Genomic DNA, 24914 nt, shown 5'->3' on the forward strand with positions numbered 1-24914 from the left:
CTGTCCGACCTGCGTGTCGCCTGCCCGGGCAGCCGCGGGGGCGAACTCTCCGATTTAGAAGGGAGGTTCGGTGGAGAGCAAGCCGGTCGAGGTGGGTGTATCCGGCTCGTTCTTGCGTTGCTGAAGCAGTACGACAGCGTCTTCGATGCGGCCCAGGTCAATGAGGTGGCCCGCCAGCAGACCGCTGTTGGCGGGGGCGTGCCGTTCGAGGACGGCGACGGCCTCCTCGGTCCGACCAGTCTCGGCGAGAAGGTCGGAGATGGTCCAGGCCGCGTACCAGGTGTCACCCTCGGGGTGCGCCCGCGCCTGCTCGATTGCCTCATCGAGCAGGCCATCGTCGGCCATGAGACGAAGCCGCAACCTGAAGAAGTCCCAATCCTCTTCGCCATCACGGCGATCCTTGAGAGCGTCGAGGCAGGCCAGACCATCCCGAGCGCGGCCGTGGTCGGAGTACAGGGTGCACAGCGTGTCGACGAGCCAGTCCTCCGCGCCGCCGGGTGAGTCCACAAGCACGCGCATCACCTCGATCGCCTCGTCGCCCCGGCCATGCCAAGACAGGAGCTGTGCCAGTTGGACCGCACCATGGCACTCGCGGACTGGTGAGTCACCCGGCTGCCGGTACACGGCGATCGCGCCTTCCACGTCGCCGCGCTCCTCTAGCGCCTCGGCCAAACGCCGCGCGGCATGACCGAGGTACTCGGATGCCGCGTACGCACGCAGTTCCTCGATCCGATCGTGCCTCGCCAGCAAATCAGCCAGCTGGTCGTGATTGTTGACGGAGGTGATGTGCTGCCGGGTGTGCAGCAGGGCGATCGCTTCGTCGATGCGGCCCTGACGTTCGCGGATCGTGGCAAGCAGCCCGATTGCCATGTCGGGGTCGAGACCTCGGCAGCACCATGGGCTGTCACACCGGTGCTGATCCGGGATCCGGGCGGCCAGCAGCGCAGCAATGTCTTCGTCCCGACCTGCTCCCTCGGCGATGTCGACCAGGGCTGTGGCAAGGAACCAGTCCTCGACCCCGGCGCTCAGCCGACTGATCGCCTCGTCCGTACGTCCGTGCCGGGCCAGCAGCCGCGCGAAGAACTCGAGCGGAAGCCCTCCGACCTCTGTGTACGGCCGGGCCAGGATGATCGCCTCCTCAGCCCGCCCCCAGCTCTCCAGTAGTTCCGCCTGGGCCTGGGCGGCCGGCCACCAGCGCGTGGCGACGTACGGAGCAAGCACCTCCAACGCCTCGGCCCGCCGACTTTGGTCGCCGAGCAGCCGCGCCCACTCCCGCGCGCAGAACCACTCCCCACGGCCGGCCTGGAACTCCACCTCCTCCGTGTGACCCAGCTCAAGAAGTCGGGTGACCAGGAGCGGAGGAATGCAGCCGGACAACGTCCGGGTCCGGTAGTCAAGATCAGCAGCGTCCACGGCAGTGCACCCTAGCCACCACCTACGACACCGCTATCAGTCGTCGCACTGCTTCAGCATCATGTCCTTGTCCGCCGTCGTCACCGCAAGGTCGTACTTGAGGACCACCTGCGCGAAGCGGATCGCGTAAGAGCACCTCACCTGCTTGTCCGGGGGCAGCCAGGATGCCGGTCCCGAATCGCCCTTGGCCGAGTTGGCCCGGCCCTGGACCGGGATCAAATTGAGCACGTCGTTGGCGAACTGCTCGCGCTTGCTCTTCGGCCAGCGCGACGAACCCATCTGCCAGCTGTACGACAGTGGCACCACGTGGTCTATCTGCACCTCGGAGGCCTGCTGCTTGCGCCACTCGATGGTCGTCCCGGTGTACGGGTCGTGCAGTGTCATGGCGATGACCACACAGTCGGAGCCGCTTCGAAAACGAAGGTTCTCACCATCCCGATGAATGAGATCATTTCGAGTGTCACACCCGTTCCTCGCGAGCGGCACCCCGTCGGCCGTGTCCATCCACGCGTAGCCGAACTTGTCGCGGTCGTAGCCCGTCTTCGGTCCCCGCCCCTTCGTGGTCAGCGCCTCGATGAGCTTGCGGGCCGCGGCCTTGTCCGCGTCCGTCGTCACCGGAGCGAGCCCGGGCTTCGTACCGTCCGGGTTCTCGAGCGGACTGACCGCCCGCCCGTCCGGCGCAGCCGGCCCGGACCCCGCGGAGGAGCCATCTTCACCGAGTCCCTCACAGCCTGAGACGAGAAGCACGGCAGTCGCCGCCACCGCCACCCCACGGAAGCAGCGCACGCTAAGCGCCCCCCTGTGACTCACGTGCCTCTCAGTGAGCACAACTCACCATCCCCTCCATGAGCTGCGAAAATGCCTCAGCCACCCGGCGAAGCATAGAGATAACGCGGGTGTCACAGCCGTTCGAGTCCGTGTCCGCCCACGGCGTGCCGAACTTGTCGCGCTCGTAGCCGGTCTTGGGCGCGCGTCCCTTCACGGTGAGCGACTCGGCGGCCGTCAGCGCCGCTCCCCCGCTCGCCGTCGCCCCCGCTCCGGCGGAACCGTCTCCCGCGATCTCGGGCGTACAGCCGACGGTGACCGCGGCCACCGTGCCCATCAGCATGGCGGCGCTCGCCGCCGCACCCCTCAGACGCATCCCGAGCGCCCCTCCCCTTGCCGGCCCGCTGCCACCCCGCACAGGGCGGTTTCCCCGCCGGACGCTGGTGCACACCGTACCTACGGCGTGCGACGGCATCCGGGGGGTCCGGACCACCACCGTCTCCCCGTGGGCATCCTTCACATCCCGGGAATGCCGTCGGTGATGAGTCACCCTCGGAAGGAGCTCCGGTTTTTACGACCCCAGCACCGTTGCCAGGAACTCCCCCACCCAGCCCAGCAGGTCCCGTCCGACCAGCGGCTTGCCGCCGACCTTCGCGGTCTTCGGGCGGGGTACGAGGATCTGGTGGACGGCCGGCTTGATGACGGAGCCGGGGTACAGGCGCTTCAGGCGCAGCTCCTGCGACTCCCTCAACTCCACCGGAGCGAAGCGGATGTTGGTGCCCTGCAGGACGATCTCGCCGACGCCGCACGCGCGTGCCAGCATGCGCAGACCCGCGACCAGCAGCAGGTTCTCCACCGGCTCGGGCAGCTTGCCGTAGCGGTCGACGAGTTCCTCGCGTACGGCCTTGATGTCGTTTTCCGAGTTGGCGGAGGCGATGGCCCGGTAGGCCTGGAGGCGCAGCCGCTCGCCGGGGGCGTAGTCGTGCGGGACGTGTGCGTCGACGGGCAGCTCGATCTTGACCTCGAGCGGGGGCTCCTCCTCGATCTCACCGGTCTCCAGCTGGCGCCGGTAGTCCGCGACGGCCTCGCCCACCATCCGGACGTACAGGTCGAATCCGACGCCCGCGATATGGCCGGACTGCTCGCCGCCCAGCAGGTTGCCCGCGCCGCGGATCTCCAGGTCCTTCATCGCCACGTACATGCCCGCACCCATCTCGGTGTGCTGGGCGATCGTCGCGAGCCGCTCGTGGGCGGTCTCCGTGAGGGGCTTCTCCGGCGGGTAGAGGAAGTAGGCGTAGCCGCGTTCCCGGCCCCGGCCCACGCGGCCGCGCAGCTGGTGCAGCTGGGACAGGCCGAAGGTGTCGCCGCGCTCCACGATCAGGGTGTTCGCGTTGGAGATGTCGATGCCGGACTCGACGATCGTCGTCGAGACGAGCACGTCGAACTTCTTCTCCCAGAAGTCGACGACGACCTGTTCGAGCGCCGACTCCGACATCTGGCCGTGGGCCGTCGCGATGCGCGCCTCGGGGACGAACTCGCGCAGGCGGGCGGCCGCGCGGTCGATCGACTCGACCCGGTTGTGGATGTAGAAGACCTGGCCCTCCCGGAGGAGTTCGCGGCGGATGGCGGCGCCGATCTGCTTCTCCTCGTACGGCCCCACGAAGGTGAGCACCGGGTGGCGCTCCTCCGGCGGGGTCGTGATCGTCGACATCTCGCGGATGCCGGTGACCGCCATCTCCAGGGTGCGCGGGATGGGGGTCGCGGACATCGTCAGGACGTCGACGTTCGCGCGGAGCTTCTTCAGCTGCTCCTTGTGCTCGACACCGAAACGCTGCTCCTCGTCGACGATGACGAGACCGAGGTCCTTGAACTTCGTCTCCGAGGAGAACAGGCGGTGGGTGCCGATGACGACGTCCACGGACCCCTCGCGCAGGCCCTCCAGGACCGCCTTGGCCTCGGTGTCCGTCTGGAAGCGGGACAGGGCGCGCACGTTCACCGGGAACTGCGAGTACCGCTCGCTGAACGTGCCGAAGTGCTGCTGGACGAGGAGCGTCGTCGGGACGAGCACGGCGACCTGCTTGCCGTCCTGGACGGCCTTGAACGCGGCGCGGACCGCGATCTCCGTCTTGCCGTAGCCGACGTCGCCGCAGATCAGGCGGTCCATGGGGACCGTCTTCTCCATGTCGTCCTTGACCTCGGCGATGGTGGTGAGCTGGTCGGGGGTCTCCGCGTACGGGAAGGCGTCCTCCAGCTCGCGCTGCCACGGGGTGTCCGCGCCGAAGGCGTGACCGGGGGCCGCCATACGGGCGCTGTACAGCTTGATCAGGTCGGCGGCGATCTCCTTGACGGCCTTCTTCGCGCGCGCCTTGGTCTTGGTCCAGTCCGCGCCGCCGAGGCGGTGCAGGGTGGGCGCCTCGCCGCCGACGTACTTGGTGATCTGCTCCAGCTGGTCGGTGGGGATGTAGAGGCGGTCGCCGGGCTGGCCGCGCTTGGCGGGGGCGTACTCGACGACCAGGTACTCGCGGGTGGCGCCCTGCACGGTGCGCTGCACCATCTCGATGTAGCGGCCCACGCCGTGCTGCTCGTGGACGATGTAGTCGCCCGCTTCCAGGGTGAGCGGGTCGATGGTCTTCCTGCGGCGCGCGGGCATGCGCGCGCCGTCCTTGCCGGCCGCCTTCTGGCCCGACAGGTCGGTCTCGGTGAGGACGGCGAGGCGGAGGGCCGGGTCGACGAAGCCGTAGTCGATCGAGCCGCAGGAGACGTGGACGACGGAGGGGCCGAGTTCGGTCAGGTCGGCGTCCAGGCGGGCGGCGACGCCCTCGCCGCCGAGCACCTCGACCGTGCGGGCCGCCGGTCCGTGGGCCTCGGTGACGAAGACGACGCGCCAGCCGTCCGCGAGCCAGCCCTTGGTGTCCGCGAGGGCCTTCGCGGTGTCGCCGCGGTAGGTCTCGGGGGCGTGCATGCCGAGCTGGAGGGTGTCCGCCTCCAGCTCGAGGTCCGCGGCGAACGGCGACACCGACCACCACATCATGTCCAGCTCGCGCGCGCGGTCGCGGACGTCCGCGATCGACCACAGGGAGGCCGCGCCGACGTCGATGGGCGCCTCGCCGCCGCCGGCCGTCGCCGCCCAGGACGCCTGCAGGAACTCCTGGGAGGTCGCCACGAGGTCCGCGGCACGCGTGCGTACCCGCTCCGGGTCGCACACGACGGCCATCGCGCCCTTGGGCAGGACGTCGATCAGCAGCTCCATGTCGTCGACCAGGACGGGGGCGAGGGACTCCATGCCCTCCACCGCGATCCCCTCGGCGATCTTGTTCAGGAGCTCGCCGAGTTCCGGGTGCTGTTCGGCGAGGGCACGCGCGCGTGAACGGACGTCGTCGGTGAGGAGGAGTTCGCGGCAGGGGGGCGCCCACAGGCCGTGTTCGGCCACCTCCAGGGAGCGCTGGTCGGCGACCTTGAAGTAACGGATCTCCTCGACGTCGTCGCCCCAGAACTCGACGCGCAGGGGGTGTTCCTCGGTGGGCGGGAACACGTCGAGGATGCCGCCGCGTACGGCGAACTCGCCGCGCTTCTCCACGAGCTCCACGCGCGCGTAGGCGGCGGCCGCGAGGGCTTCGACGATCTCGTTCAGGTCGGCCTGCTGCCCTGTCCTCAGGGCCACCGGTTCCAGGTCGCCGAGGCCCTTGACCTGGGGCTGGAGGACGGAGCGTACGGGCGCCACGACGACCGAGACCGGGCCCGTCTCGGGGTCGTCGGGGCGTGGGTGGGCCAGGCGGCGCAGGACGGCCAGGCGGCGGCCCACGGTGTCGCTGCGGGGGCTGAGGCGTTCGTGCGGGAGGGTCTCCCAGGAGGGGTACTCCGCGACGCCGTCCGGGGGGAGCAGTGAGCGCAGGGCCGCTGCAAGGTCCTCGGCCTCGCGGCCGGTGGCCGTCACCGCGAGGACCGTCCGGCCGGTCTCGCGGGCGAGGGCGGCGATCGCGAAGGGGCGGGCCGCCGGGGGGCCGACCAGGTCGACATGCATGCGGTTGCCGTCCGCGGCCGCGGGGATCGCTTCCGCGAGGGCGGTGTCCTTGACGACGGCGTCGAGCAGACCGTGCAGGCTCATGGAGGGGGCTTTCCGTCCGAGGGGTCGGGGGCTTCGGGTAGGGGTGTAGCGGGTCGGGTGGGCAACGCGAAGGGCCCGACGCGTGTCACGGGCCGGGGGTGTCCAGGGTACGACTTGGCCACGCGGTGTGCCCGGGGCTGTGGACAACTCCCGGTGCACGGTCACCGCGTCTTGTCCACAGGCGCGGCGGCGCCCCGGACTGATCGATAAAGTGCGTCGGAGCGCGGAACGTGTGACGGGGACGAGGGGGAACTGTGCAGGACTCAGGAGGATCGGCGGCCGGGGGATCCTTGCCGGAGACTCCCGCGGAGGTTTTCCGCCGCATGGAGGCCTCGTACTCGCAGGCGTCGACGGGCCGCCCGCGCAGCATCCACGAGGGCTTCTCGGTGCTCGACTTCGAGCTGCGTTTCCTGGCCCTTCTGGCAGCGATGACCGTGCGCGCCGCCGGGCAGGCGCCGGCGGTGGTCGGCCGTTCCCCCGGCCTCGGCGAGTGGGTCGGTTACCTGAAACTCGCCCGTCAGCAGCTGGACGGCTGCGGGACGGTGCCGGCCGACCGCGTGGGCCAGGCCGTCGCCAGGGCCCTGGACCTCTACACGGACGGCGTTCCGGGAGCGCCCAATCTCAAGCAGCTGCGCGACCACCTCAGCCATGGGGGACCGCTGCCCACCGGTGAGACGGAACTGGCCACGCTGGACGGCTTGGTCCATGCCATCGCCGACGCCGTCGTGGAGTCCCTCGGCGACGCGGAGCTGTCGGTCCGGCGGGCCGACTCCGGGGAACTGCGGCCATCGTTCGTCTGGGCCGGGCACGAGGTGGCGCTGTGGCCGTTCCTGTACGCGGAGCCGAACGGCGTCTGGCATCTCTTCTCCAGGTTCGTCGGCGCTCAGCCCACCTTCCTCCGTTTCGGCGGTGGACCGGGGAGCGGTTCACCCTCCGGCGAGGCGGTCCGGGCCGCGCTGCATCCCCTCCTCAAACCGAAGAAGACGGACCGCACACGGGCCGACTTCGTCAGGGACGTCGAGCAGGATCTTCGCGGCTTCGCCGATGACGACTCCGAGCCCGTCTACGCCGACCACGACCAGGGCTTCGAGTTCTACTGGGACAAGGCGACCGGTGAGGGCACCGGAACCCAGCCCCGCCGGGACTACTTCCGGCTGGGCCCCGACTACGCCCGCCAGTGGCGCGCGGAGTCCGGCTGGGTCCCCTACTCCGATTACCTGCGCTCCCTGGCCAACTGGCAGGTGGTCGCGACTCGTCTGCGGCAGAAGCTGGAGCAGCTGGAGAACCAGCTGGCGAAGGAGGAACACGACACTCTGGGCTGGGCCTCCCGGGAACACCGGATCACCCGGATGGCCAAGGTCGTCGTCTCCGACATGGACGGCAGCGACGCGCAGCCCGCCCGTACCTTCGCCGAACTCATCGACGGCGTCGACGAGTACCTCCAGGCCGATCGCGGCCAGACGCAAGTGGTCTTCATCAACGGCGAAGCAGGCATCGGCAAGACCAGGGCGATGCTCGACGCCGCGAAGACCCGTACCCGGGAGGTCGAACAGGCGCTGCAGGCGGGCCAGCCGTCGGACAAGGCCCTCTTCCTGTACGTCCGGTCCACCGGCCAGGTGCTCGACAGTCTCCGCACCGTCGTGGACAGCGCCGTCGCGTCGACCCGGAACCTCACCGACAAGGGCGTGAAGGCCCTGTGCCGCAACGGGCTGATGACCCTGCTCATCGACGGGTTCGACGAGTTGCTCGGTGGAGTGGGGTACAGCGACGCGATCGGGTCGCTCCGGCCCTGGCTCGACGAACTCGGCGGCCGAGGCGTGGTGGTGGTGTCGGCTCGCTCCTCCTACTACATGGGTCAGTACCGCTCCAGCGTCGAGCGCGCCAACGAGCAGGGCATGCCCTACGTGCGCCACCGCGTCGCAGCGGTGCAGCGGTGGTCGCCCGAGGACGTGGCGGCGTTCCTGGACGAGTACGGGGTGCCGCCCGAGAGTCTGGCCCGGCTGTCCGAGGGCGACCGCCACCTGCTGGGACTGCCGTTCTTCGCCCACGCGCTCGCGGAGATGACGCTCGATCCGGAGGAGGGCGAGATCACCGGCAACACGCTCGCCGAGCGACTGCTCACCAAGTATGTGGCGCGCGAGGAACGCAAGTTGGTGATGGGGCAGGGGGACGCCGCCCTCCTGAGCAGTGCCGAGTTGCGGCGTATGTTCGAGTACGTCGCGGAATTCATGGCGAGCCGCGAAGAGCGCGAGGCGGACATCGGCGAACTGCAGGACGCGGCCGAGCTGGCCATCGACGACGAGTTGTCCAGTCGGCGCCATCTCAAGCAACGGCTGCCCGTGCTCTGCGGACTCGCCGCGGCTTCGGACGACACGTCCGCCTCACGTTTCCGTTTCCAGCACGAGCTGTTCTTCGACCAGTTCCTGGCCGGCGCCGCGAGCCACTACCTCCTGGACGGGAAGCGCTCCGTGTTCCAGGCGATGCTCAAGCAGTCCCCCTGGCGCTCGGCCACCGTCACGGGAGTCGTCACCGCGGCCGGAGCGCAGCGTGTCGTCCAGGCCGTCGCCGACTTCGCGCCCCGCCTGCGGCGCACACAGGAGCAGATCGAGTCCACGGTGGCGGCCACCAACCTCGGCGCCCTGTGGTCGGCCGTCATCGACGAAACGGGCCGCATGCCGGAGGCGGACCTGCTCAACGCCGTCTTCGCGGACGAACTCGACCTCTCGCGGGTGCGTGGCGTGAACTCCCGCATCGCCGGATGCGAACTCTCGGGGCTGGTGCTGCCTGCGGCGGGAGGCTGGTCCCTGCGGCTCGAGAACACCAGCGTCAAGAAGATCAGGGTGACCGGCTCGCCCGCCGACCTGGCCGGACTGCGCGGCGTGCGCCACGCCGATCTGGTGGAACTGCAGCTGCCCAACGAATTCCTCTACCGCAGGGAGCGCATTCTCGAAAAACTGGAGCACTACGGGGCAGAGGTCGTCGACGCCGAGGGCAGGGACAAGGCCCTGCCGCCCGTCGAGGCGCTGGCCGCACGCCACTATCTGACCACCATGGCACGGCGCGTGGAGAAGTCCGTCATCCTCCGCAGCGACCACCAGCCGGAGGACAACCGGCTGAAGTGGGCTCAGGAGTACGGCCCGGACGTCTGGAAGCGATTCGTCAAGGAGCTCCTGGACTCGAAGCTGGCCTCGGACGATCCGTTCTCGGCCAGCGGGGAACGCAAGGTCCGGCTCCGGCTGAAGTGCAGCGCCGCCGCGATCCTCGCCAACGACGGGACGCGTCCCGGAACGCGGGAGTTCTGGAGCCGGCTCGAAGGGAACTGACCCGGAAGGCGGACGACCCGGCGCCGAGAAGCCCCCCGTGGCTTCTCGGTGCCGGGTCGGTTGTTCGCGGTTGGTCGGTCAGTCGGTCGCGATGGCGTTCAGGACGTTCATGCGGCCGGCCCGGAAGGCGGGGATCAGGGCGGCGAAGAGGCCCACGAAGGCCGAGCCGATGAAGACCCCGGTGATGGTCGGCCAGGGGATCTCGAGGACGTTCAGGCCCTCCAGGGCGAGGAGCTGCTGGGCGGTGGCGCCCCAGCCCATGCCCAGGCCGAGGCCGAGGAGGGCGCCGAAGAGGGCGATGACGACCGACTCCATGCGGATCATGCGGCGGAGCTGACGGCGGGAGAGGCCGATGGCCCGCATCAGGCCGATCTCCCTGGTGCGTTCCACCACCGACAGGGCCAGGGTGTTCACCACTCCCAGGATCGCCACCACGATCGCGAGGGCGAGAAGGCCGTAGATCAGGTTCAGGAGCTGGCCGATCTGGTCCTTGAGCGCCTGCTTGTAGTCGGTCTGGTCGCGGACCGTGTACTGGGGGTAGTCGTGCAGGGCGGATTTGAGTGAGGTGTAGGCCGTGTCCTGCTGACCGTCCTTCGCCGTGGCGAAGACCAGCTGGTCGAGCGGCATCCTGTCGGCGGGGACGTACTTCGCGACGGTCGCGATCGACGCGTACATCGCGCCCTTGTCGATCACGACGTCGTCACTGGTGATCGCGCGGACCGTGAGCGTCGCGGTGGTGCCGTCCTTGAAGTCGACGTCGACCTTCGAGCCGAGCTCGAGGCCGTGCTCCTTGGCGAAGCCCTCGAAGACGGACATCGAGTCGGGCCGGTAGGCGTCCGCGAGGTCACCGGCCACCGTCTCGGTGCGCAGGTCCTTCGCGTACGTCGGGTCGGCCGCGTTGACGGTCTCCTTCGCCGACGTCTTGCCGTCGGGGGTCTTGAGGTCGGCGTCCAGGACCTTGTACTCGGTGACGCGCTCCAGGCCCGGCGTGGACTTCACGGCTTGCACGGCCTGCGGGGTGATCTGCTGGCCGCCGTCGTTCTGGATGATGAAGTCGGTGCCGACGGACTTGTCGAGCTGCTCGGTCGCGGAGGCGACCATGGAGGAGCCGACCACCGACAGGCAGGCGACCAGCGCGAGACCGATCATCAGCGCGGCGCCCGTGGCGCCGGTGCGGCGCGGGTTGCGCAGGGCGTTGCGTTCCGCCATGCGGCCGACGGGGCCGAAGGCCCTCAGCAGGACCGCGCCCAGGATCCGGACCACTCCGCCTGCCAGCAGGGGGCCGATCACCACGAAGCCGATGAGGCTCAGCACCACCCCCATGCCCAGCCACATCGAGCCCTCGCTCGCCTTGTCGGCCGACCCCGCCGCATAGAGGCCGTAGGCGCCGGCGCCGGTCAGCAGCGCGCCCAGCACGGCCCGTACGGCTCCGGCCTTGGCGTCGGCGGGGGCGCCCGCGTCGCGCAGGGCGGCCATCGGGGAGACCTTGCCGGCGCGGCGGGCGGGGAGGTAGGCCGCCAGGACCGTGACGACGACGCCGAGGACCATGCCGATCACCGGGGTCGTCCACGCCACCGTCAGGTCGTCGGTGGACAGGTTCATGCCGGTCATGCCCATGAGCTTCATCAGGCCGACGGCGATGCCGACGCCGGCGCCGACCCCGAGGACCGAACCGACCACGCCGAGGAACAGTGCCTCGGCCAGCACCGAGCGGTTGACCTGACTGCGGCTGGAGCCGATGGCCCGCATCAGGCCGATCTCGCGGGTGCGCTGGGCGACCAGCATCGAGAAGGTGTTGATGATCAGGAAGATGCCGACGAGGAAGGCGATCCCGGCGAACCCGAGCATCGCGTACTTCATCACGTCGAGGAACTCGCCGACGTCCTTCTGGTTGGCGTCGGCCGTCTCCTTGGCGGTCTGCACCTTGTAGCCGGTGCCGATCTCGGCCGCGACGTCCTTCTTCAGCTGTGCGTCGCTCACCCCGGCCGCGGCCGTGACGTTGACGTTCGTGTAGACGCCCGTCTCGCCGACCAGTGTCTGCTGGGCGGTCCTCGTGTCCAGGTAGAAGATCGCCGCGCCGGGGTTGGTGACGGTGAAGGTGGCGATGCCGGAGATCCTCGCGGTGTGCGTGCCGACCGCGCTGATCACGCCGATCTCGTCGCCGAGCTTCAGATGGTGCTTGTCGGCGGTGTCCGCGTCCACCACGACCTGGTCGGAGCCCTTCGGCGCCGCACCGGAGGTGATCTTCATGGTGCGGGCCTCGTTGGCGTTCCAGCTGCCCACGATGGTCGGCGCGCCGCTGGACGGCGACAGGTTGTCCTTGTCGGCGTCGACGACGGTCACCGCGCTCGAGAAGACGGACCCCTCGGCCGACTGCACGCCCCGCGCCTGGCGCACCTTGTCGAGCACGGAGGCCGGCATGACCGGCGGCTTGCCGTTGCCGGAGGTGGTCTCACCGGTGTCCGAGGCGTCCTGCGCGCTCACCGTCACATCGGAGGAGGTAGCCGCGAAGAGTTTGTCGAAAGTGGTGTTCATGGTGTCGGTGAACACCAGCGTCCCGCAGACGAACGCCACCGAGAGCAGGACCGCCACGGCCGACAGGGCCATACGTCCCTTGTGCGCGAAGAAGTTGCGCATCGAGGTCTTCATGACGGTCATGACGTACGCCCCCGCGCGTCGAAGTCCTTCATGCGGTCGAGGACGGTGTCGGCGGTCGGCTTGAACATCTCGTCGACGATCCGGCCGTCGGCGAGGTACAGCACACGGTCCGCGTAGGAGGCCGCCACCGGGTCGTGCGTGACCATCACGATGGTCTGGCCCAGGTCGTCCACCGAGCGGCGCAGGAAGCCCAGGACCTCGGCGCCCGCGCGCGAGTCGAGATTTCCGGTGGGCTCGTCACCGAAGATGATCTCCGGGCGGGCCGCCAGGGCGCGGGCCACGGCGACGCGCTGCTGCTGTCCGCCGGAGAGCTGGGTGGGGCGGTGCTTGAGCCGGTCCGCGAGGCCGACGGTCTCCACGACCCGGTCCAGCCACGCCTTGTCGGGCTTGCGGCCGGCGATGTCCATGGGCAGCGTGATGTTCTCGATCGCGTTGAGCGTCGGCAGCAGGTTGAACGCCTGGAAGATGAACCCGATCCGGTCCCGGCGCAGTTGGGTGAGCTTCTTGTCCTTCAGGCCGGTGATCTCGGTCTCGTCCAGGTGGATCTGGCCGCTCGTCACGGTGTCGAGACCGGCGAGGCAGTGCATCAGCGTGGACTTGCCGGACCCCGAGGGGCCCATGATCGCGGTGAACTGGCCGCGGGCGATGTCCACGTCGACGTGGTCGAGGGCGACGACGCGGGTCTCGCCGGACCCGTACGCCTTGACGACCTGCCGCGCCCGCGCGGCGACGGCCGTACGCCCTCCAGTGCCCCCGTGCCTGGGAATGGTTACAGCCGAAGTCACGGTAAGTCTCCAATGTCGGAAGTGGGTGAGTCACGCTCCGCCTCGGTGGTGGCTGAGTGGGGAAGAGCGCTACGTCGAAGAGTCTGGCGGCGGGAGAGGGTCCGGCGCGCTGGGGCCGGGACCCGTCTTCTCGGGGGGTTAACCCCACCCTCCGCCGCTGGGGCTGGCCACCCCCAGCGGCGTAAAGCCAGGTTAAGGAGGCACCCCGGGCCGTCTCGTCCTCCGCCGGTACGACACCTCCCCGAGACGTAGTACGGAGGTTCCCCTAGGGGCTCTCCACCGCCGGGTGGAGCGTCTCTCGGGGCTCCCTCCACCCTTCGGCCCGACCAGGCTCCACCCTGCCGCGACGTGAGGGTCAAGTGGGAAGCTGCTCCTCGGCAGATGGATGCAGGGGGAAGGAATCCGCGTGGGCGGGACGAAACCGGCGATACGGCAGTCAACCGAGCGCACCGCGCGGCACCGGCGGGGTGCCGTCGTCGCCGCGCTCATGCTCTCCATGGCGCTGGCCGCCCTCGACTCCACCGTCGTCTCCACGGCCGTACCGCAGATCGTCGGCGACCTGGGTGGGTTCTCGGTCTTCTCCTGGCTGTTCTCCGGCTATCTGCTCGCGGTGACGGTCACCCTGCCCGTGTACGGCAAGCTCTCCGACACCTTCGGCCGCAAGCCGGTGCTGGTCGTCGGCGCCTCGCTGTTCCTCCTGGGCTCGCTGCTGTGCGCGCTGGCCTGGAACATGGGGGCGCTGATCGCGTTCCGGATCGTGCAGGGTCTGGGCGGCGGGGCGTTGCAGGGCACGGTGCAGACGCTCGCCGCCGACCTGTACCCGTTGGCGGAGCGTCCGAGGATCCAGTCGAAGCTGTCCACGGTGTGGGCGGTGTCGGCGGTCGCGGGGCCGGGCATCGGCGGGGTGCTGGCGGCGTACGCGGACTGGCGCTGGATCTTCCTCGTCAACCTCCCCATCGGGGCGGCGGCGTTGTGGCTGATCGTCCGTCATCTGCACGAGCCGCACAGGGAGTCCGCGGGGAAGGCGGCTGCACGCGCGCGTGTCGACTGGGCGGGTGCGCTGGCCGTGTTCGCGTGCGGCGGGGTGCTGCTGACCGCGCTGGTGCAGGGCGGGGTGGCCTGGGCGTGGCTTTCGGTGCCGTCGTTCGCGCTGTTCGGTGCGGGGCTGGCGCTGGCCGGGCTCGTCGTCGTCATCGAACGCCGGGCGGCGGAGCCGATCATCCCCGGGTGGGTGTGGCGTCGCCGTACGATCGCGGCGGTCAATCTGGCGCTGGGCGCGCTGGGGCTGCTGATGGTGGCGCCGTCGGTGTTCCTGCCTACGTACGCGCAGGCGGTGCTGGGGCTGGGGCCGGTGACCGCCGGGTTCGTGCTGTCGGTGTGGACGCTGAGCTGGCCGCTGTCCGCCGCGCTCAGCCAGCACGTCTACCGGCGCATCGGCTTCCGTGACACCGCGCTGCTCGGCATCGGGGCGGCGGCGCTGGTCCTGGTGGCGTTCCCGCTCCTGCCGTATCCCGGCGAGGCCTGGCAGCCGACGCTGCTGATGCTGCTGCTCGGCGCCGCGCTGGGGCTGTTCCAGTTGCCGCTGATCGTGGGGGTGCAGTCGACGGTCGGCTGGTCGGAGCGCGGTACGACGACGGCGTCCGTGCTGTTCTGCCGGCAGACCGGGCAGACGATCGGCGCGTCGGTGTTCGGCGCGGTCGCCAACGGAGTGCTGGCGGCACGACTGGGCGGCGCGGGCGACCTGGACTCCGTCACCCGCGCGCTCGACGCCGGCACTGCGCCCGAGTCCGTCCGGCACGCCGTCGCGAGCGCCGTGCACGCCGTGTATCTGGGAGCGGCGTGCGCGGCCGCGCTCGCCTTCCTGGTGCTGCTGTGCGTGGCACCGCGGCGCTTTCCGGTGCTCGACGACCACGAGGGTCTGCCGTCACCCAAGGCTGGGGGTTAACGTCGGTAACACCGCAGGTCAGCGCCCTGGTCGTACAGTAAGCGCATACCGACCGACCAGTTTGGTGAAAACACTTCGCGCTGGGCGTACTCCCGAGTAACGTGCGTGGCTCGCCCCCCCACCTCCCTGCGGTCCGCCGCCACGGACCCGAGCCGCGCAAGGAGCGGGATGTCCCACGACCCGTCACGTCCTCATCGGTACCAGCCACCACCCTCGTCCCCCAGGACGTACCCCTGGCAGCCGCCACCGCCCGCACCGGCCCGACACCCCGCCCACCACACCCCGCTGGGCCACCACAGCGACCTGCGCGTCCTGCGCGGCGCCTACCGCCGCCAGCGGCGCGTGGCGACGCTCACCGCACTCGGCTACTTCGTGCTCTTCCTGGTCCTCTCCGCGTACGCACCGTCCCTGATGACGGCCACCGTCACCACCGGACTGCCCGCCGGACTGCTCCTCGCCCTGATCCAGCTTCCCGTCGCCTGGCTGGCGATCGCCGTCTACGAGCGCACCGCCCGACGCCGGGTCGACCCGCTCGCGGACCGCATCCGCCGACAGTCGGAGATCGACTCGAGACGGGGGACGACCCGATGAGGGCCGCTTCCCTCACGGAGTTCAGCGGCGACGCGCAGACCATGTCCCTCGTCGCCTTCACCGCCGTCGCCACCGTCACCCTGCTGCTGTGCGTGATGACCGGCCCCGACCGCGACGACCTCGACGAGTTCTACACCGGCTACCGCTCCCTGTCCCCGCTGCGCAACGGCCTCGCCATCGCCGGCGACTACATCTCCGCCGCCACCGTCCTCGGCACCGGCGGCGTCATCGCCCTGTGCGGCTACGACGGCGTCGTCCTCGCCCTCAGCACGGCCCTGTCCCTGATGCTGCTGATGTTCCTGCTGGCCGAACCGCTGCGCAACGCGGGCCGGTTCACCATGGGCGACGCGCTGGCCCGCCGGATGCCCGGCCGCGCCGTACGGATCACGGCCTGCGCGGTCACCCTCACCGCACTGCTGCCGATGATGCTGGTGCAACTAGCAGGAACCGGACAGCTCCTCGCCTTCATCCTCGGCTTCTCCGGCGACGCCGTGGAGACCGGCTGTGTCGTGGTGATGGGCGCGCTGATGATCAGCTACGCGGCGATCGGCGGCATGAAGGGCACCGCCCTCATCCAGATCCTGAAGATCGTGACACTGCTCGGCTCCGGCACCGCCGTCGCCCTCGTCGTCCTCGGCCGCTTCGACTGGAACCCGGGCGCCCTGTTCGACGCGGCCGCCGAGGGCAGCGGCGTCGGCGACGCCTTCCTGCGCTCCGGCCTGGAGTTCGCCGACGGCCCCTGTCCCCGCCTCGACATGATCACCGCGCAGCTGTCGGTGGTCCTGGGCGGCGCCTGCCTGCCCCACATCACCATGCGCATGTACACCGCCTCCAGCGCCCGCCAGGTGCGCCGCTCGCTGTCCTGGGCGGTGTCGGGGGTGGCCGTGTTCGTCCTGGTCATCACGGTCGTCGGATTCGGCGCCACGGCCCTGATCGGCCGCGCGGTCATCGCCCGGGCCGACCCGCAGGGCAACACCGCCTATCTGCTGGGCTCCCGGGCCGCCCTCGGCGCGGACGTCTCCACGGCGGAGACCCTGCTGTTCACGACGGTCACCACGGCGATCTTCCTCACGGTCCTCGCCTCGGTCGCCGGCATGATCCTCGCCTGCGCCAACTCCCTCGCCCACGACGTCTTCGCCACACGCGCGCGTGAGACGTCCCCGCGCCGCGAGATGCTGCTGGCCCGTCTGTCCGCGCTGGCCGTCGGCGTCCCGACGATCCTGCTGGCCACCCAGGTCCAGCACCGCAGCCTCCAGCCGCTGGTCACCCTCTCCTTCTGCCTCGGCGCCTCGGCCCTCGCGCCCGCCCTCGTCTACAGCCTCTTCTGGCGCCGCTACACCCGAACGGGCCTCCTGTGGACCCTCATCGGCGGCACCCTGGCGGTCCTGCTGCTGATGCCGGGCACGAACCTGGTCTCCGGCTCGCCCGTCTCCGCCTTCCCCGAGGCCGACTTCAACTGGTTCCCCTTCACCACCACCGGCATCCTCACCGTCCCCCTGGGCTTCGCCTTCGGCTGGCTCGGCACCCTCGCCTCGGGCCGGCGCGGCGCCGAGGAACAGCGCCGCCAGTACGAGGCGGTGGAGGGATGGATCCTCGCCGGGGCGACGCGCAAGGGGAACTGACGTTCACTCCGCCGGGCGGCCCGTCAGGGCCTGCAGGCTGTCCTGCACCTGATCCATGTGCGCCCGCACCTCGTCCGAGCGCTCGCCGTGCTTGCGCAGCACCCGTTCCGTCTCCTGGGCGATACGGTCCTCCCGGAGGCGGGCCTCGGAGAGGATCTGGGCGGCACGCGCGCGTGCCTCCTCGTCGCGCCGGCGGGACGCCTCCTCGGCCGCGGCGACCTCCCGCTGCGCCTCCGCAAGGGCCTCCTCGGCACGGGCCATCGCCCGGGCGTGGTTCGCCTCGAGAGCGGCGACCCGTTCGGCGGCCTCGCGCTCCATCGCGGCCCACTGCTCGGCCTGCTCCTTCTTCGGTTCGACGAGCAGGCCGGAGGTCTTCCTCCGCACCTCGCGCAGCTCCGCGAGCGCCTCGCCGCGGAACTCCTTCACCTTGCGCCGGGCACCCACCCGGATCCCCTGGGCCTCGGCGCGTGCGGTGAGCAGCCGCCGACGGGCGTACTCCTCCGCCTCCGCGCGGATCGCGTCCGCCTGTTCCTGCGCCACCCGGCGCACCGTCGCAGCACGCTCCTCGGCCTCCGCGACCTCCTCCGCCGCCTCGCGCCGCGCGTTTTCGCGCACCGCCGCCGCCTCTTCCTGGACAAGCCGGAAGACGCTCCGGGCCCCCTCCCCGAGGCTGTCGTACGTCTGCGGCCCGAGCCCCTTCACGGCCTCGCGCAACTCCTTGACCTCGCCCACCATCTCCTTGGCGAGAACGGTGAGCCGAGCGACCCGCTCCCAGGCGGCGTCGCGTTCGGCGGAGAGCGCGGCGGTGAAGGCCTCGACCTCCTTGGGCCGGTAGCCGCGCCCGAGAACGGTCGCGAACCCCGGCGATGACACCCGTGCGCTGCTCATGCTGTAGCCCCTCTCCACCAGACGGACGCGAAATAATGATTTCCCGCATATCTTGATGTATAGGACTTAAGTGTTCATAACGCGACACTCCGGACACGGGGGGCGGGCCGTCCCGCACACAGAAGCGGACACTCCCGCACACGAAAGGGCCGGGCCCGGTCATACGACCCGGCCCGGCCCTCGACACCCGCGGTGTCAGCGGCGCGTACGCCTCACAGCAGCCCGTCCCACATCTGCTCCAGCAGCACCGACCACCAGCTCTCCGGCGAACCCAGCGCCGCCGGATCCAGCGAGGCCAACTGCGCCTGGAAATCCACGGTCCAGCGACCCGCCTGCTCCTGGTTCAGCCCGAACCGCAGCCGCCACATCCGCCCCAGCAACGCGAGGCAGCGCGCGAACTCCGGCAGACCCGTGTTCACGAACTGCGGCGGTACGGACACCCCGCCCGGCCCCGCCTCCACCGGCACGGCGACGATGTTCGCCGTCCCGTACTGCACACAGAGCGCCTTGCCGAAGTCGCTGCCCATGACGAGATAGGAACCCGCGTCCGGCGCCGGCTGCACACCCCGCTCCGCCGCCAGCTCCGCCAGCGTCGGCACCGGCCGCCCCGGCTGGGCCTGCGCCCAGAAGAACGGCCCCATGTCCATCGGCAGACCCGCCACCACCAGCGTGTGCGCCACCACCGGCGGCACACCCTGCCGCGACACCGCCGCCTGCTCGAACCGGAAGACACCCGGACCGAACACCGCGCCCAGCTCCTGCGCGATCCCCTCCGGCGCGATCGGCGGCGCCGGCTGCACCGGCGGCAACGGCGCCCGCACCGGCGCGGGCCTCGCGGGGCCGTCGGCCACCTGGTGCAACTCGCCCTGATGCGCCAGCAACTGCTGCATGCCCTGCTGCCGGCTCGCGTGATCCGTGCCGTACGGCGCGATGCTCGCGAGCCGCGCCTGCGGCCACTGCTCCCGGATCATCCGCGCACAGTACGCACCCGGCAGCTCGCACGACTCCAACTCGGTGTGCAGCTCCAGCACCTGGTCCGGCGGCACATTCATGGCCCGCAGCTCGTGGAAGATCTGCCACTCCGGGTGGGGCGTACCCGGCGCCGAACGCCGGATCAGCTGCTGCTCCGACCCGTCCTGCGCGCGATAGCGCAACACGGCCTGGTAGCCCGGACCGACCGTCGGCATCCCCTGCTGCTGCGGAAACCCGTACGCCGCCGGCTGCCCGGCACCGGGCACGCCCGGCGCGGGCATCGCACCGGGCGGAGGCATCGCACCCGGCGGCATGCCCTGAGGGGCGCCCGGAACGGCACCGGGGGCGCCGGGCATCCCCGGGGCGGGCGGGGGCGGAGGCGCGCCGGGGGCGCCGAGCGGGGGCCCGACCGGCGCGCTCTGCGCGTGATGAGCACCACCCTGCGCACCCTGCGCCCCTGGACCGCCCGGCGCATGGGGCGCACCCGGAGCACCCGGAGCACCCGGCCCCATCCGGCCAGGGTCGGCAAGCATCGTCGGGGCCTGGTGAACGCCACCGGGAGGGGTGCCCCCTGGCGGGTTCGGCCCAGCGGGCGGGTTCGGCGCACCAGGAGCACCCGGAGCACCCGGAGCACCCGGGGCCTGCGGCGCACCACCCGGACCGTCCGGCCCCAGAGCCGACACCATCTGCGTGGGCACATAACCCCCCGCCGCGGCCCCGGGCGCACCCTGACCGGGCGGCGGAGGCGGAGGCGTGGTGCCCGGCCGGGCACCCGGCGCACCCGGCGCACCCGGCGGGGGCGGAGGCGTCGCCCCACCACGCGCACGACGCGGAGGCGGCGCCGCCTTGCTGGTCGCGGCGTCGGCGATGTCACCGGCGTTCGGCGCGAGCGGCCGCCCCGGCGCACCCGGCCCCTGCGGATACCCGTAGGAGGCCGCGGCCGGACCGGCCGACGGCATGCCCTGCGGACCACCCGAAGACGGAGCCCCCGGCCCACCCGGAGCACCGGCCCCCCGCGAAGACCCGTACGACGACGACTCACCCGGCGACGAAGGCGCGGGCGGAGGCGTAACCCCCGGCCCCTGCGGATAACCGTACGAGGACCCCGCCGGCCCCTGCGGCGGCGGAGGCGGCTTAGCCCCCGACCCGGCAGCCGGAGCACCGGCCCCGGACACACCCGGCCCACCCTGCCCCGGCCCCTGCGGATAACCGTACGAGGACCCGGCCGGCCCGCGCGGCGGCGGAGGCGGCGCGCTCCCCGGCGCATTCCCCGCCCCGGGCGCGCCCGGCTCGTCCAGTGCCGGGGCGACCGCCGTCGGCGGGAGCTGGCTGCCGCCCTCCATCAGCGCCGTCTCGGCGTCCGGCAGACCCCCGGACGGCGGCACCTGGCCAGGACCGCTCAACTGCGGCGAGAAGACCGTCGCCGGCAGCGGCACGGAACGGTCCTCACCGGCGTCGCCGTTGGTGTCCGTGCCCGCCCAGGGCGTGGCCCCGGCAGGCGCCACCGCCCCGGAACCCCCGGCCCCCGTCGGCACCCCTGCCTGCGTCTCGGGCAGCCCACCCCCCGGCACCCCGGCCTGCGTCCGTGCCAACGACGGATCCGGCGTCACCCCACCGGCACCACCCGTACCAGCGGCAGCGGCAGCGGCACCCGCAGAATCCCCCCGCCGCTCCCCGATCCCCAACTTGTCCGCCGCCTCCTGCAACCACTCCGGCGGCGACAACAAGAACGACGTCTGATTCAGATCCACCCGAGCCGCAGGCGCCGGCACCGCGTCCCGCGGCTCGTCCGGACGGCCGTACTCCTCCTCGTACCGGCGAATCACCTCACCCACCGGCAACGCGGGCCACAACGTGGCCTCCCCGCTGTCCCGGGCGATCACCAGCCGCTGCGCACCCCCGTCCGACCGCGGACCCTCCGCACGGTCCTCCGCCCACACCACGAACCCGAGCTCGAACTCCCGCACCCGCACCTCACGATGCTGGTACGCCGGCACATCCCCGTTGATCCACTCTTCCGCACGCTCCTGCGCCTGCGCGAACGTCACCATCGCCGAACTCACTCCCCCACGCCGACGGACGCCACGGACACCGCACGCGCGAACCCGCCGTCCACCATCAGATTCGCCACCGTCTCCAACTCCGGCGGATTACCGGCCAACCGCGACAAGAACACATCGAAGTCCTCACCGCACGGCAACAGCAACCGCCCCGTACGCTCCGCAGGCGACCACCCCGGATCAACGTCCCGCACGTCGTCGTACGCGCAGAACCACACCGAACCGGCACGCTCGCCCCGCACCTTCACGGCCAGCAGCCCGCCCTGCACGAACCCGACGCACAGATAGTCCTTCGTCAGGTGGTCCCGCAGACACTTGTTGACGTACACGAGATCATTGACCGCCGCCTCGTCCCGCACCGTGAAGAACGGCTGGTCCACCAGCAGCCCCAACTCCGCGTCCAGCGCGGCACCCACAGGCGCACACCCGCCCGCCGCCTTCAGGAACGACCGATACGCCCCCGGCAACCGGTACCCCAGGTCCTCCTCGACCCCCTGCACCTGCTGCTCCGTCACCGCACCACCCGACTTCGGCAACCCGAAATGCGCCGGACGCGTCTCCTGCAACGGCCGCGTCCCCCGCTTCGACTGATCCACCACCGACGTCGCCAGACCACCGTGATGCCGCAACAACGCCTTCACCTCGACCGGAACCAACTCCAGCCGCCGCGAACCCACCACGTGATGCCACGTCCAACCATGCGGAGTCGCCACATTCGGCACCGTGTCCCACAACTCATGACCCGAAGCCGCCAGCGCCGCATTCGCCGACACGTAGTCCGTCAGCCGCAACTCGTCGACCCCGAACCCCTCCGGCGGCTCCGCGATCTCCGCGGCCGCCCGCGCATACGGCGAGAAATCCGGGTAACCCCGCTCGTCCACCCGCACCCCCCTCGGGTGCCGTGCGGCCCGCACCGGATCCGGGAAGTGCACGACCTGCCCGGCATAGGCCGCGTTGGGCGGCGCGGCTTGCTGCCCGAGCCGACTCGTCGTCATGGCGGTTGCCCCCTGCGGCACTCTGGTACGGACCGCAGCGGCCGGTTCCGCTCCCGGATCCGACCCACCACGCCCCGTATCGACTGTCTCCAACGGTCTCCAACACGCGCCCACCGCGCGCATCACGGTGCCGACAGCCTATGCGGTACGACGACACGGGTCACCGGCCCTCCACTTCCGGCCCCCACTTCCGTGACCAGCCGTCACCCCACCCTTACGGACCGCCCAAACACGGGCGTGTCGCACCGCCCCAGCTTCCGCACCAGCAACACCATTTGGCACTCTGTGACCTCCGAGGGCACGCTCGGGAGGGGATGACGATCATGAACGCAACACAAACGGGGCAGCACAACGGGCCACACACGGCCACAAGCGGCGACCCCCGCTCCGGCGACCCCCGCATCGGCTGGTCCACCACCGAAACCCCCCACGCCCCCACCCTCCGCCACCGCCGCGACGGCATACTCCCCACCATCGCCGCAGCCCTCTCCGTCCGCGGCGCCACCCTCACCGGCACCGCCGCCCGCGGCGACCAGCCCCCACCCCTGCACCACCTCGTCCAGGACTTCCTCGACACCCTCACCAGCGGGGAACGCGACCGCTTCACCGGCCGCTGCGCCGAAGCACTCCTCATCTCCCGCCACATCGCCGCCGCCGACGCCGCCCGCAGCAGACGCGCCGCCCGCAAACCCATGACCAACGGCGAAGCCCGCAGAGCCCTCAAACAGGCAAAACTCACCGCCCGCCGCATCCGCGAGGACGGCGACCCCCTCCACGGCAGCTTCGCCACCCCCTGCCGCGCCTGCACCGCCCTCAGCGCCCACTTCGGCGTCCGCATCGTCGACCCGGAAGCGACCGAATAAGCCCCACGGCCGCCCTCAGCACCCCGCACAGCTCGACGAACGACGAACGAAGGCCGATGCACCCCGACCACCGCACCTCCACCACCCGCTTCCCCGTCCCCGTCGACGCCGCACTCCGCGCCGCAGGCTGGCACCCCGGACGCTGGGACATCAAACAAGCCGAGATCTGGGCCGACACCCTCCGCGACCACACCTCACCCGCAGGCCACCGCCACGCCGTCTTCCCCGCCGCCGTGGAAGCCTGGGCCGAATTCGGCGGCCTCACCATCACCCCCACCGGACCCGGCCGCCAAGTCGCCCCCACCCCCCTCCACCTCGACCCCCTCCACGGCCTCCACATGGCCCGGACCCTCGCCGACCTCGGCCGCGCCCTCGACACCGACGTCAGCCCCCTCGGCACCGAGACCGACACCCACTCCCTCCTCGCCATCGACGCCGAAGGCCGCGTCTACGCCCTCGACCACACCGGCGACTGGTACCTCGGCCCCGACATCGACCAAGCCCTCGGCGCCCTCGTCTCCGGCATCGAACCCGTCCGCCTCACCGCGGGGTGACCCCCGCCACGACCTTCACGACGCCGGAATCACCGCCGACACCCGAAAACCCCCCGCCTCCGTCGGCCCCGACACAAACACCCCGCCCAACGCCACCACCCGCTCCTTCATCCCCACCAGCCCGTTCCCCCCCGACGGCAGCCCCGCCGAACCGGCCGACCCCACCTCCGGCGGCGGCTCGTTCTCCACCTGCATCGCGATCTCCGCCACCCGATGCGCCAACCGCACATGCGTCTTCGCCCCCGCCGCATGCTTGTGCACGTTCGTCAACGCCTCCTGCACCACCCGGTACGCCGTCTGCTCCACCTCCGCCGCATACGGCCGCACCTCCCCCTCCACCGACAGATCCACCACCATCCCCGCAGCCGCCGACTGCCCGACCAACTCCTCCAGCTCCTCCAGAGACGGCCCCTCCCCCGACTCCTCCACCACCCGGGAAGCCGCGGCCGCCGCAGCCACCCCCACCGCCGCCAACGGCACCGACGCCGACCGCTCCCGCGGCCCACCACTGCGCAGCACCCCCAGCATCTCCCGCAACTCCGTCAACGCCTGCCGCCCCATGTCCCCCACCAGAGCGGCATTCCGTACGGCCTTCTCCGGATCCTTGCGAGCGACCGCCTGCAACGCCGCAGCATGCACGACCATCAGACTCACCCGATGCGCGACCACGTCGTGCATCTCCCGCGCGATCCGCGTCCGCTCCTCACCACGCGCCCACTCCGCCCGCTCCTCCGCCCGCTCGGCCAGCAACTGCAACTCCCGCTCGAGACTGTCGGCCCGCTCCCGCAGGCTCTCCATCAGCCGCCGCCGAGCACCCACGTACAGCCCCAGGAGCAGAGGCGGCGCCGTCAGCCCCAACGACGTCGCGATCGCGGCGAACGGAATGAACCAGTCCCCGACCGTCAGACGCCCCTGGTCCATGCTCTGCCGAACCCGCACGAACGTCACGATCAACGTCCCCACCAGCTGCATCCCCGCCAGCGCGCCGATGATCCGACGCGGGAACTCCGTCGCGGCGAGCGTATACAGCCCGACGATCCCCATCAGGAACCCCATCTGGGCCGGCGTGATGGCGATCGCGACCAGCACGACCGCGATCGGCCACTGCCTCCGCACCACCAGCACGGACCCGGCGAGCAACCCGAAGACAACCCCCGCCGCCACCGGAATCCCCGCGTCCCGCGCGAACGGCACCCCCTCCACCGCGCACTCCACGGCAGACGCGGCGGCCAGACCCATGTCGAACGCGGCGCTGCGCCACCTGCCCCACCACAACGGCCCCCTCCGGGCCGTCGTGGTCTCTTCCCCCGTCGTGGTCATGCCCCCAGCCTACGGGCGCGACCCCCACCCTTTCCGGCGAGTTTCGCCGACCGTA

The 24914-nt window shown here is 71.1% G+C and carries 16 protein-coding genes; 6 read left to right on the plus strand and 10 right to left on the minus strand.

Features of this window, described 5'->3' with window-relative positions; translation table 11 throughout:
• Window positions 1-54 precede the first annotated feature (54 nt).
• The 4 genes from ACIBVL_RS22220 to mfd all read right to left on the minus strand — a co-directional run bounded on the left by ACIBVL_RS22220 (window position 55) and on the right by mfd (window position 6283).
• Window positions 55-1413 (minus strand): tetratricopeptide repeat protein, encoded by a 1359-nt coding sequence (locus tag ACIBVL_RS22220; RefSeq protein ID WP_399098989.1) that lies wholly within the window; start codon window positions 1411-1413, stop codon window positions 55-57.
• Between the two features lie 36 nt (window positions 1414-1449).
• Window positions 1450-2175: an HNH endonuclease family protein gene (locus ACIBVL_RS22225; RefSeq protein WP_399099487.1), complete on the minus strand. Its 726-nt coding sequence runs from the start codon at window positions 2173-2175 to the stop codon at window positions 1450-1452.
• Window positions 2176-2230: 55 nt separating this feature from the next.
• Entirely contained in the window at window positions 2231-2554 is a 324-nt protein-coding gene (locus ACIBVL_RS22230) for a hypothetical protein (protein ID WP_399098990.1), read from the minus strand.
• 195 nt (window positions 2555-2749) lie between these two features.
• Complete coding sequence (gene mfd, locus ACIBVL_RS22235) at window positions 2750-6283, minus strand: transcription-repair coupling factor (RefSeq protein ID WP_399098992.1); 3534 nt, start codon at window positions 6281-6283, stop codon at window positions 2750-2752.
• A 323-nt stretch (window positions 6284-6606) separates the two neighbouring features.
• Here mfd and ACIBVL_RS22240 point away from each other — a divergent pair, with 323 nt between their 5' ends.
• Window positions 6607-9606, plus strand: coding sequence for a hypothetical protein (locus ACIBVL_RS22240; RefSeq protein ID WP_399098993.1), 3000 nt, complete (start codon window positions 6607-6609; stop codon window positions 9604-9606).
• A gap of 78 nt (window positions 9607-9684) precedes the next feature.
• Here the strand turns inward: ACIBVL_RS22240 and ACIBVL_RS22245 are convergent, their stop codons facing one another.
• On the minus strand, window positions 9685-12264 hold the full coding sequence (locus ACIBVL_RS22245) for an ABC transporter permease (protein WP_399098994.1): 2580 nt from the start codon (window positions 12262-12264) through the stop codon (window positions 9685-9687).
• Window positions 12261-13049, minus strand: coding sequence for an ABC transporter ATP-binding protein (locus ACIBVL_RS22250; RefSeq protein WP_399098995.1), 789 nt, complete (start codon window positions 13047-13049; stop codon window positions 12261-12263). Before ACIBVL_RS22250 ends, ACIBVL_RS22245 begins: the two co-directional genes overlap by 4 nt.
• Before the next feature lie 406 nt (window positions 13050-13455).
• On the opposite strand from ACIBVL_RS22250, the gene ACIBVL_RS22255 reads away from it, so the two are divergent.
• The 3 genes from ACIBVL_RS22255 (at window position 13456) to ACIBVL_RS22265 (ending at window position 17207) form a co-directional block, all read left to right on the plus strand.
• A complete protein-coding gene (locus ACIBVL_RS22255; RefSeq protein WP_399098996.1) occupies window positions 13456-14994 on the plus strand; it encodes an MFS transporter in 1539 nt (512 codons plus the stop codon).
• A 168-nt stretch (window positions 14995-15162) separates the two neighbouring features.
• Window positions 15163-15585: a DUF485 domain-containing protein gene (locus ACIBVL_RS22260; RefSeq protein WP_399098997.1), complete on the plus strand. Its 423-nt coding sequence runs from the start codon at window positions 15163-15165 to the stop codon at window positions 15583-15585.
• The gene (locus tag ACIBVL_RS22265) at window positions 15582-17207 is read left to right on the plus strand and encodes a cation acetate symporter (protein WP_399098998.1); all 1626 of its coding nucleotides are present in this window, start codon (window positions 15582-15584) and stop codon (window positions 17205-17207) included. The genes ACIBVL_RS22260 and ACIBVL_RS22265 overlap by 4 nt, the downstream gene beginning before the upstream one ends.
• Window positions 17208-17210: 3 nt before the next feature.
• Here the strand turns inward: ACIBVL_RS22265 and ACIBVL_RS22270 are convergent, their stop codons facing one another.
• From ACIBVL_RS22270 to ACIBVL_RS22280, 3 genes are all read right to left on the minus strand, one after another.
• A complete protein-coding gene (locus ACIBVL_RS22270; protein WP_399098999.1) occupies window positions 17211-18095 on the minus strand; it encodes a cellulose-binding protein in 885 nt (294 codons plus the stop codon).
• A 212-nt stretch (window positions 18096-18307) separates the two neighbouring features.
• The gene (locus ACIBVL_RS22275) at window positions 18308-21118 is read right to left on the minus strand and encodes an SUKH-4 family immunity protein (protein WP_399099000.1); all 2811 of its coding nucleotides are present in this window, start codon (window positions 21116-21118) and stop codon (window positions 18308-18310) included.
• An 8-nt stretch (window positions 21119-21126) separates the two neighbouring features.
• A complete protein-coding gene (locus ACIBVL_RS22280) occupies window positions 21127-22122 on the minus strand; it encodes an SMI1/KNR4 family protein (RefSeq protein WP_399099001.1) in 996 nt (331 codons plus the stop codon).
• Window positions 22123-22436: 314 nt separating this feature from the next.
• Between ACIBVL_RS22280 and ACIBVL_RS22285 the strand changes: the two genes are divergently transcribed.
• Together ACIBVL_RS22285 and ACIBVL_RS22290 are read left to right on the plus strand one after the other, a co-directional pair.
• Window positions 22437-22985, plus strand: a complete 549-nt coding sequence (locus tag ACIBVL_RS22285; RefSeq protein WP_399099002.1) for a YwqJ-related putative deaminase — start codon at window positions 22437-22439, stop codon at window positions 22983-22985.
• A 56-nt stretch (window positions 22986-23041) separates the two neighbouring features.
• Entirely contained in the window at window positions 23042-23539 is a 498-nt protein-coding gene (locus ACIBVL_RS22290; protein ID WP_399099003.1) for an SUKH-3 domain-containing protein, read from the plus strand.
• Window positions 23540-23554: 15 nt separating this feature from the next.
• On the opposite strand, the gene ACIBVL_RS22295 is transcribed toward ACIBVL_RS22290, so the two are convergent.
• Complete coding sequence (locus tag ACIBVL_RS22295) at window positions 23555-24859, minus strand: sensor histidine kinase (protein WP_399099004.1); 1305 nt, start codon at window positions 24857-24859, stop codon at window positions 23555-23557.
• Window positions 24860-24914 lie beyond the last annotated feature (55 nt).

The sequence above is a fragment of the Streptomyces sp. NPDC049687 genome, assembly GCF_044465285.1.
In the GTDB taxonomy this organism is placed as follows: domain Bacteria; phylum Actinomycetota; class Actinomycetes; order Streptomycetales; family Streptomycetaceae; genus Streptomyces.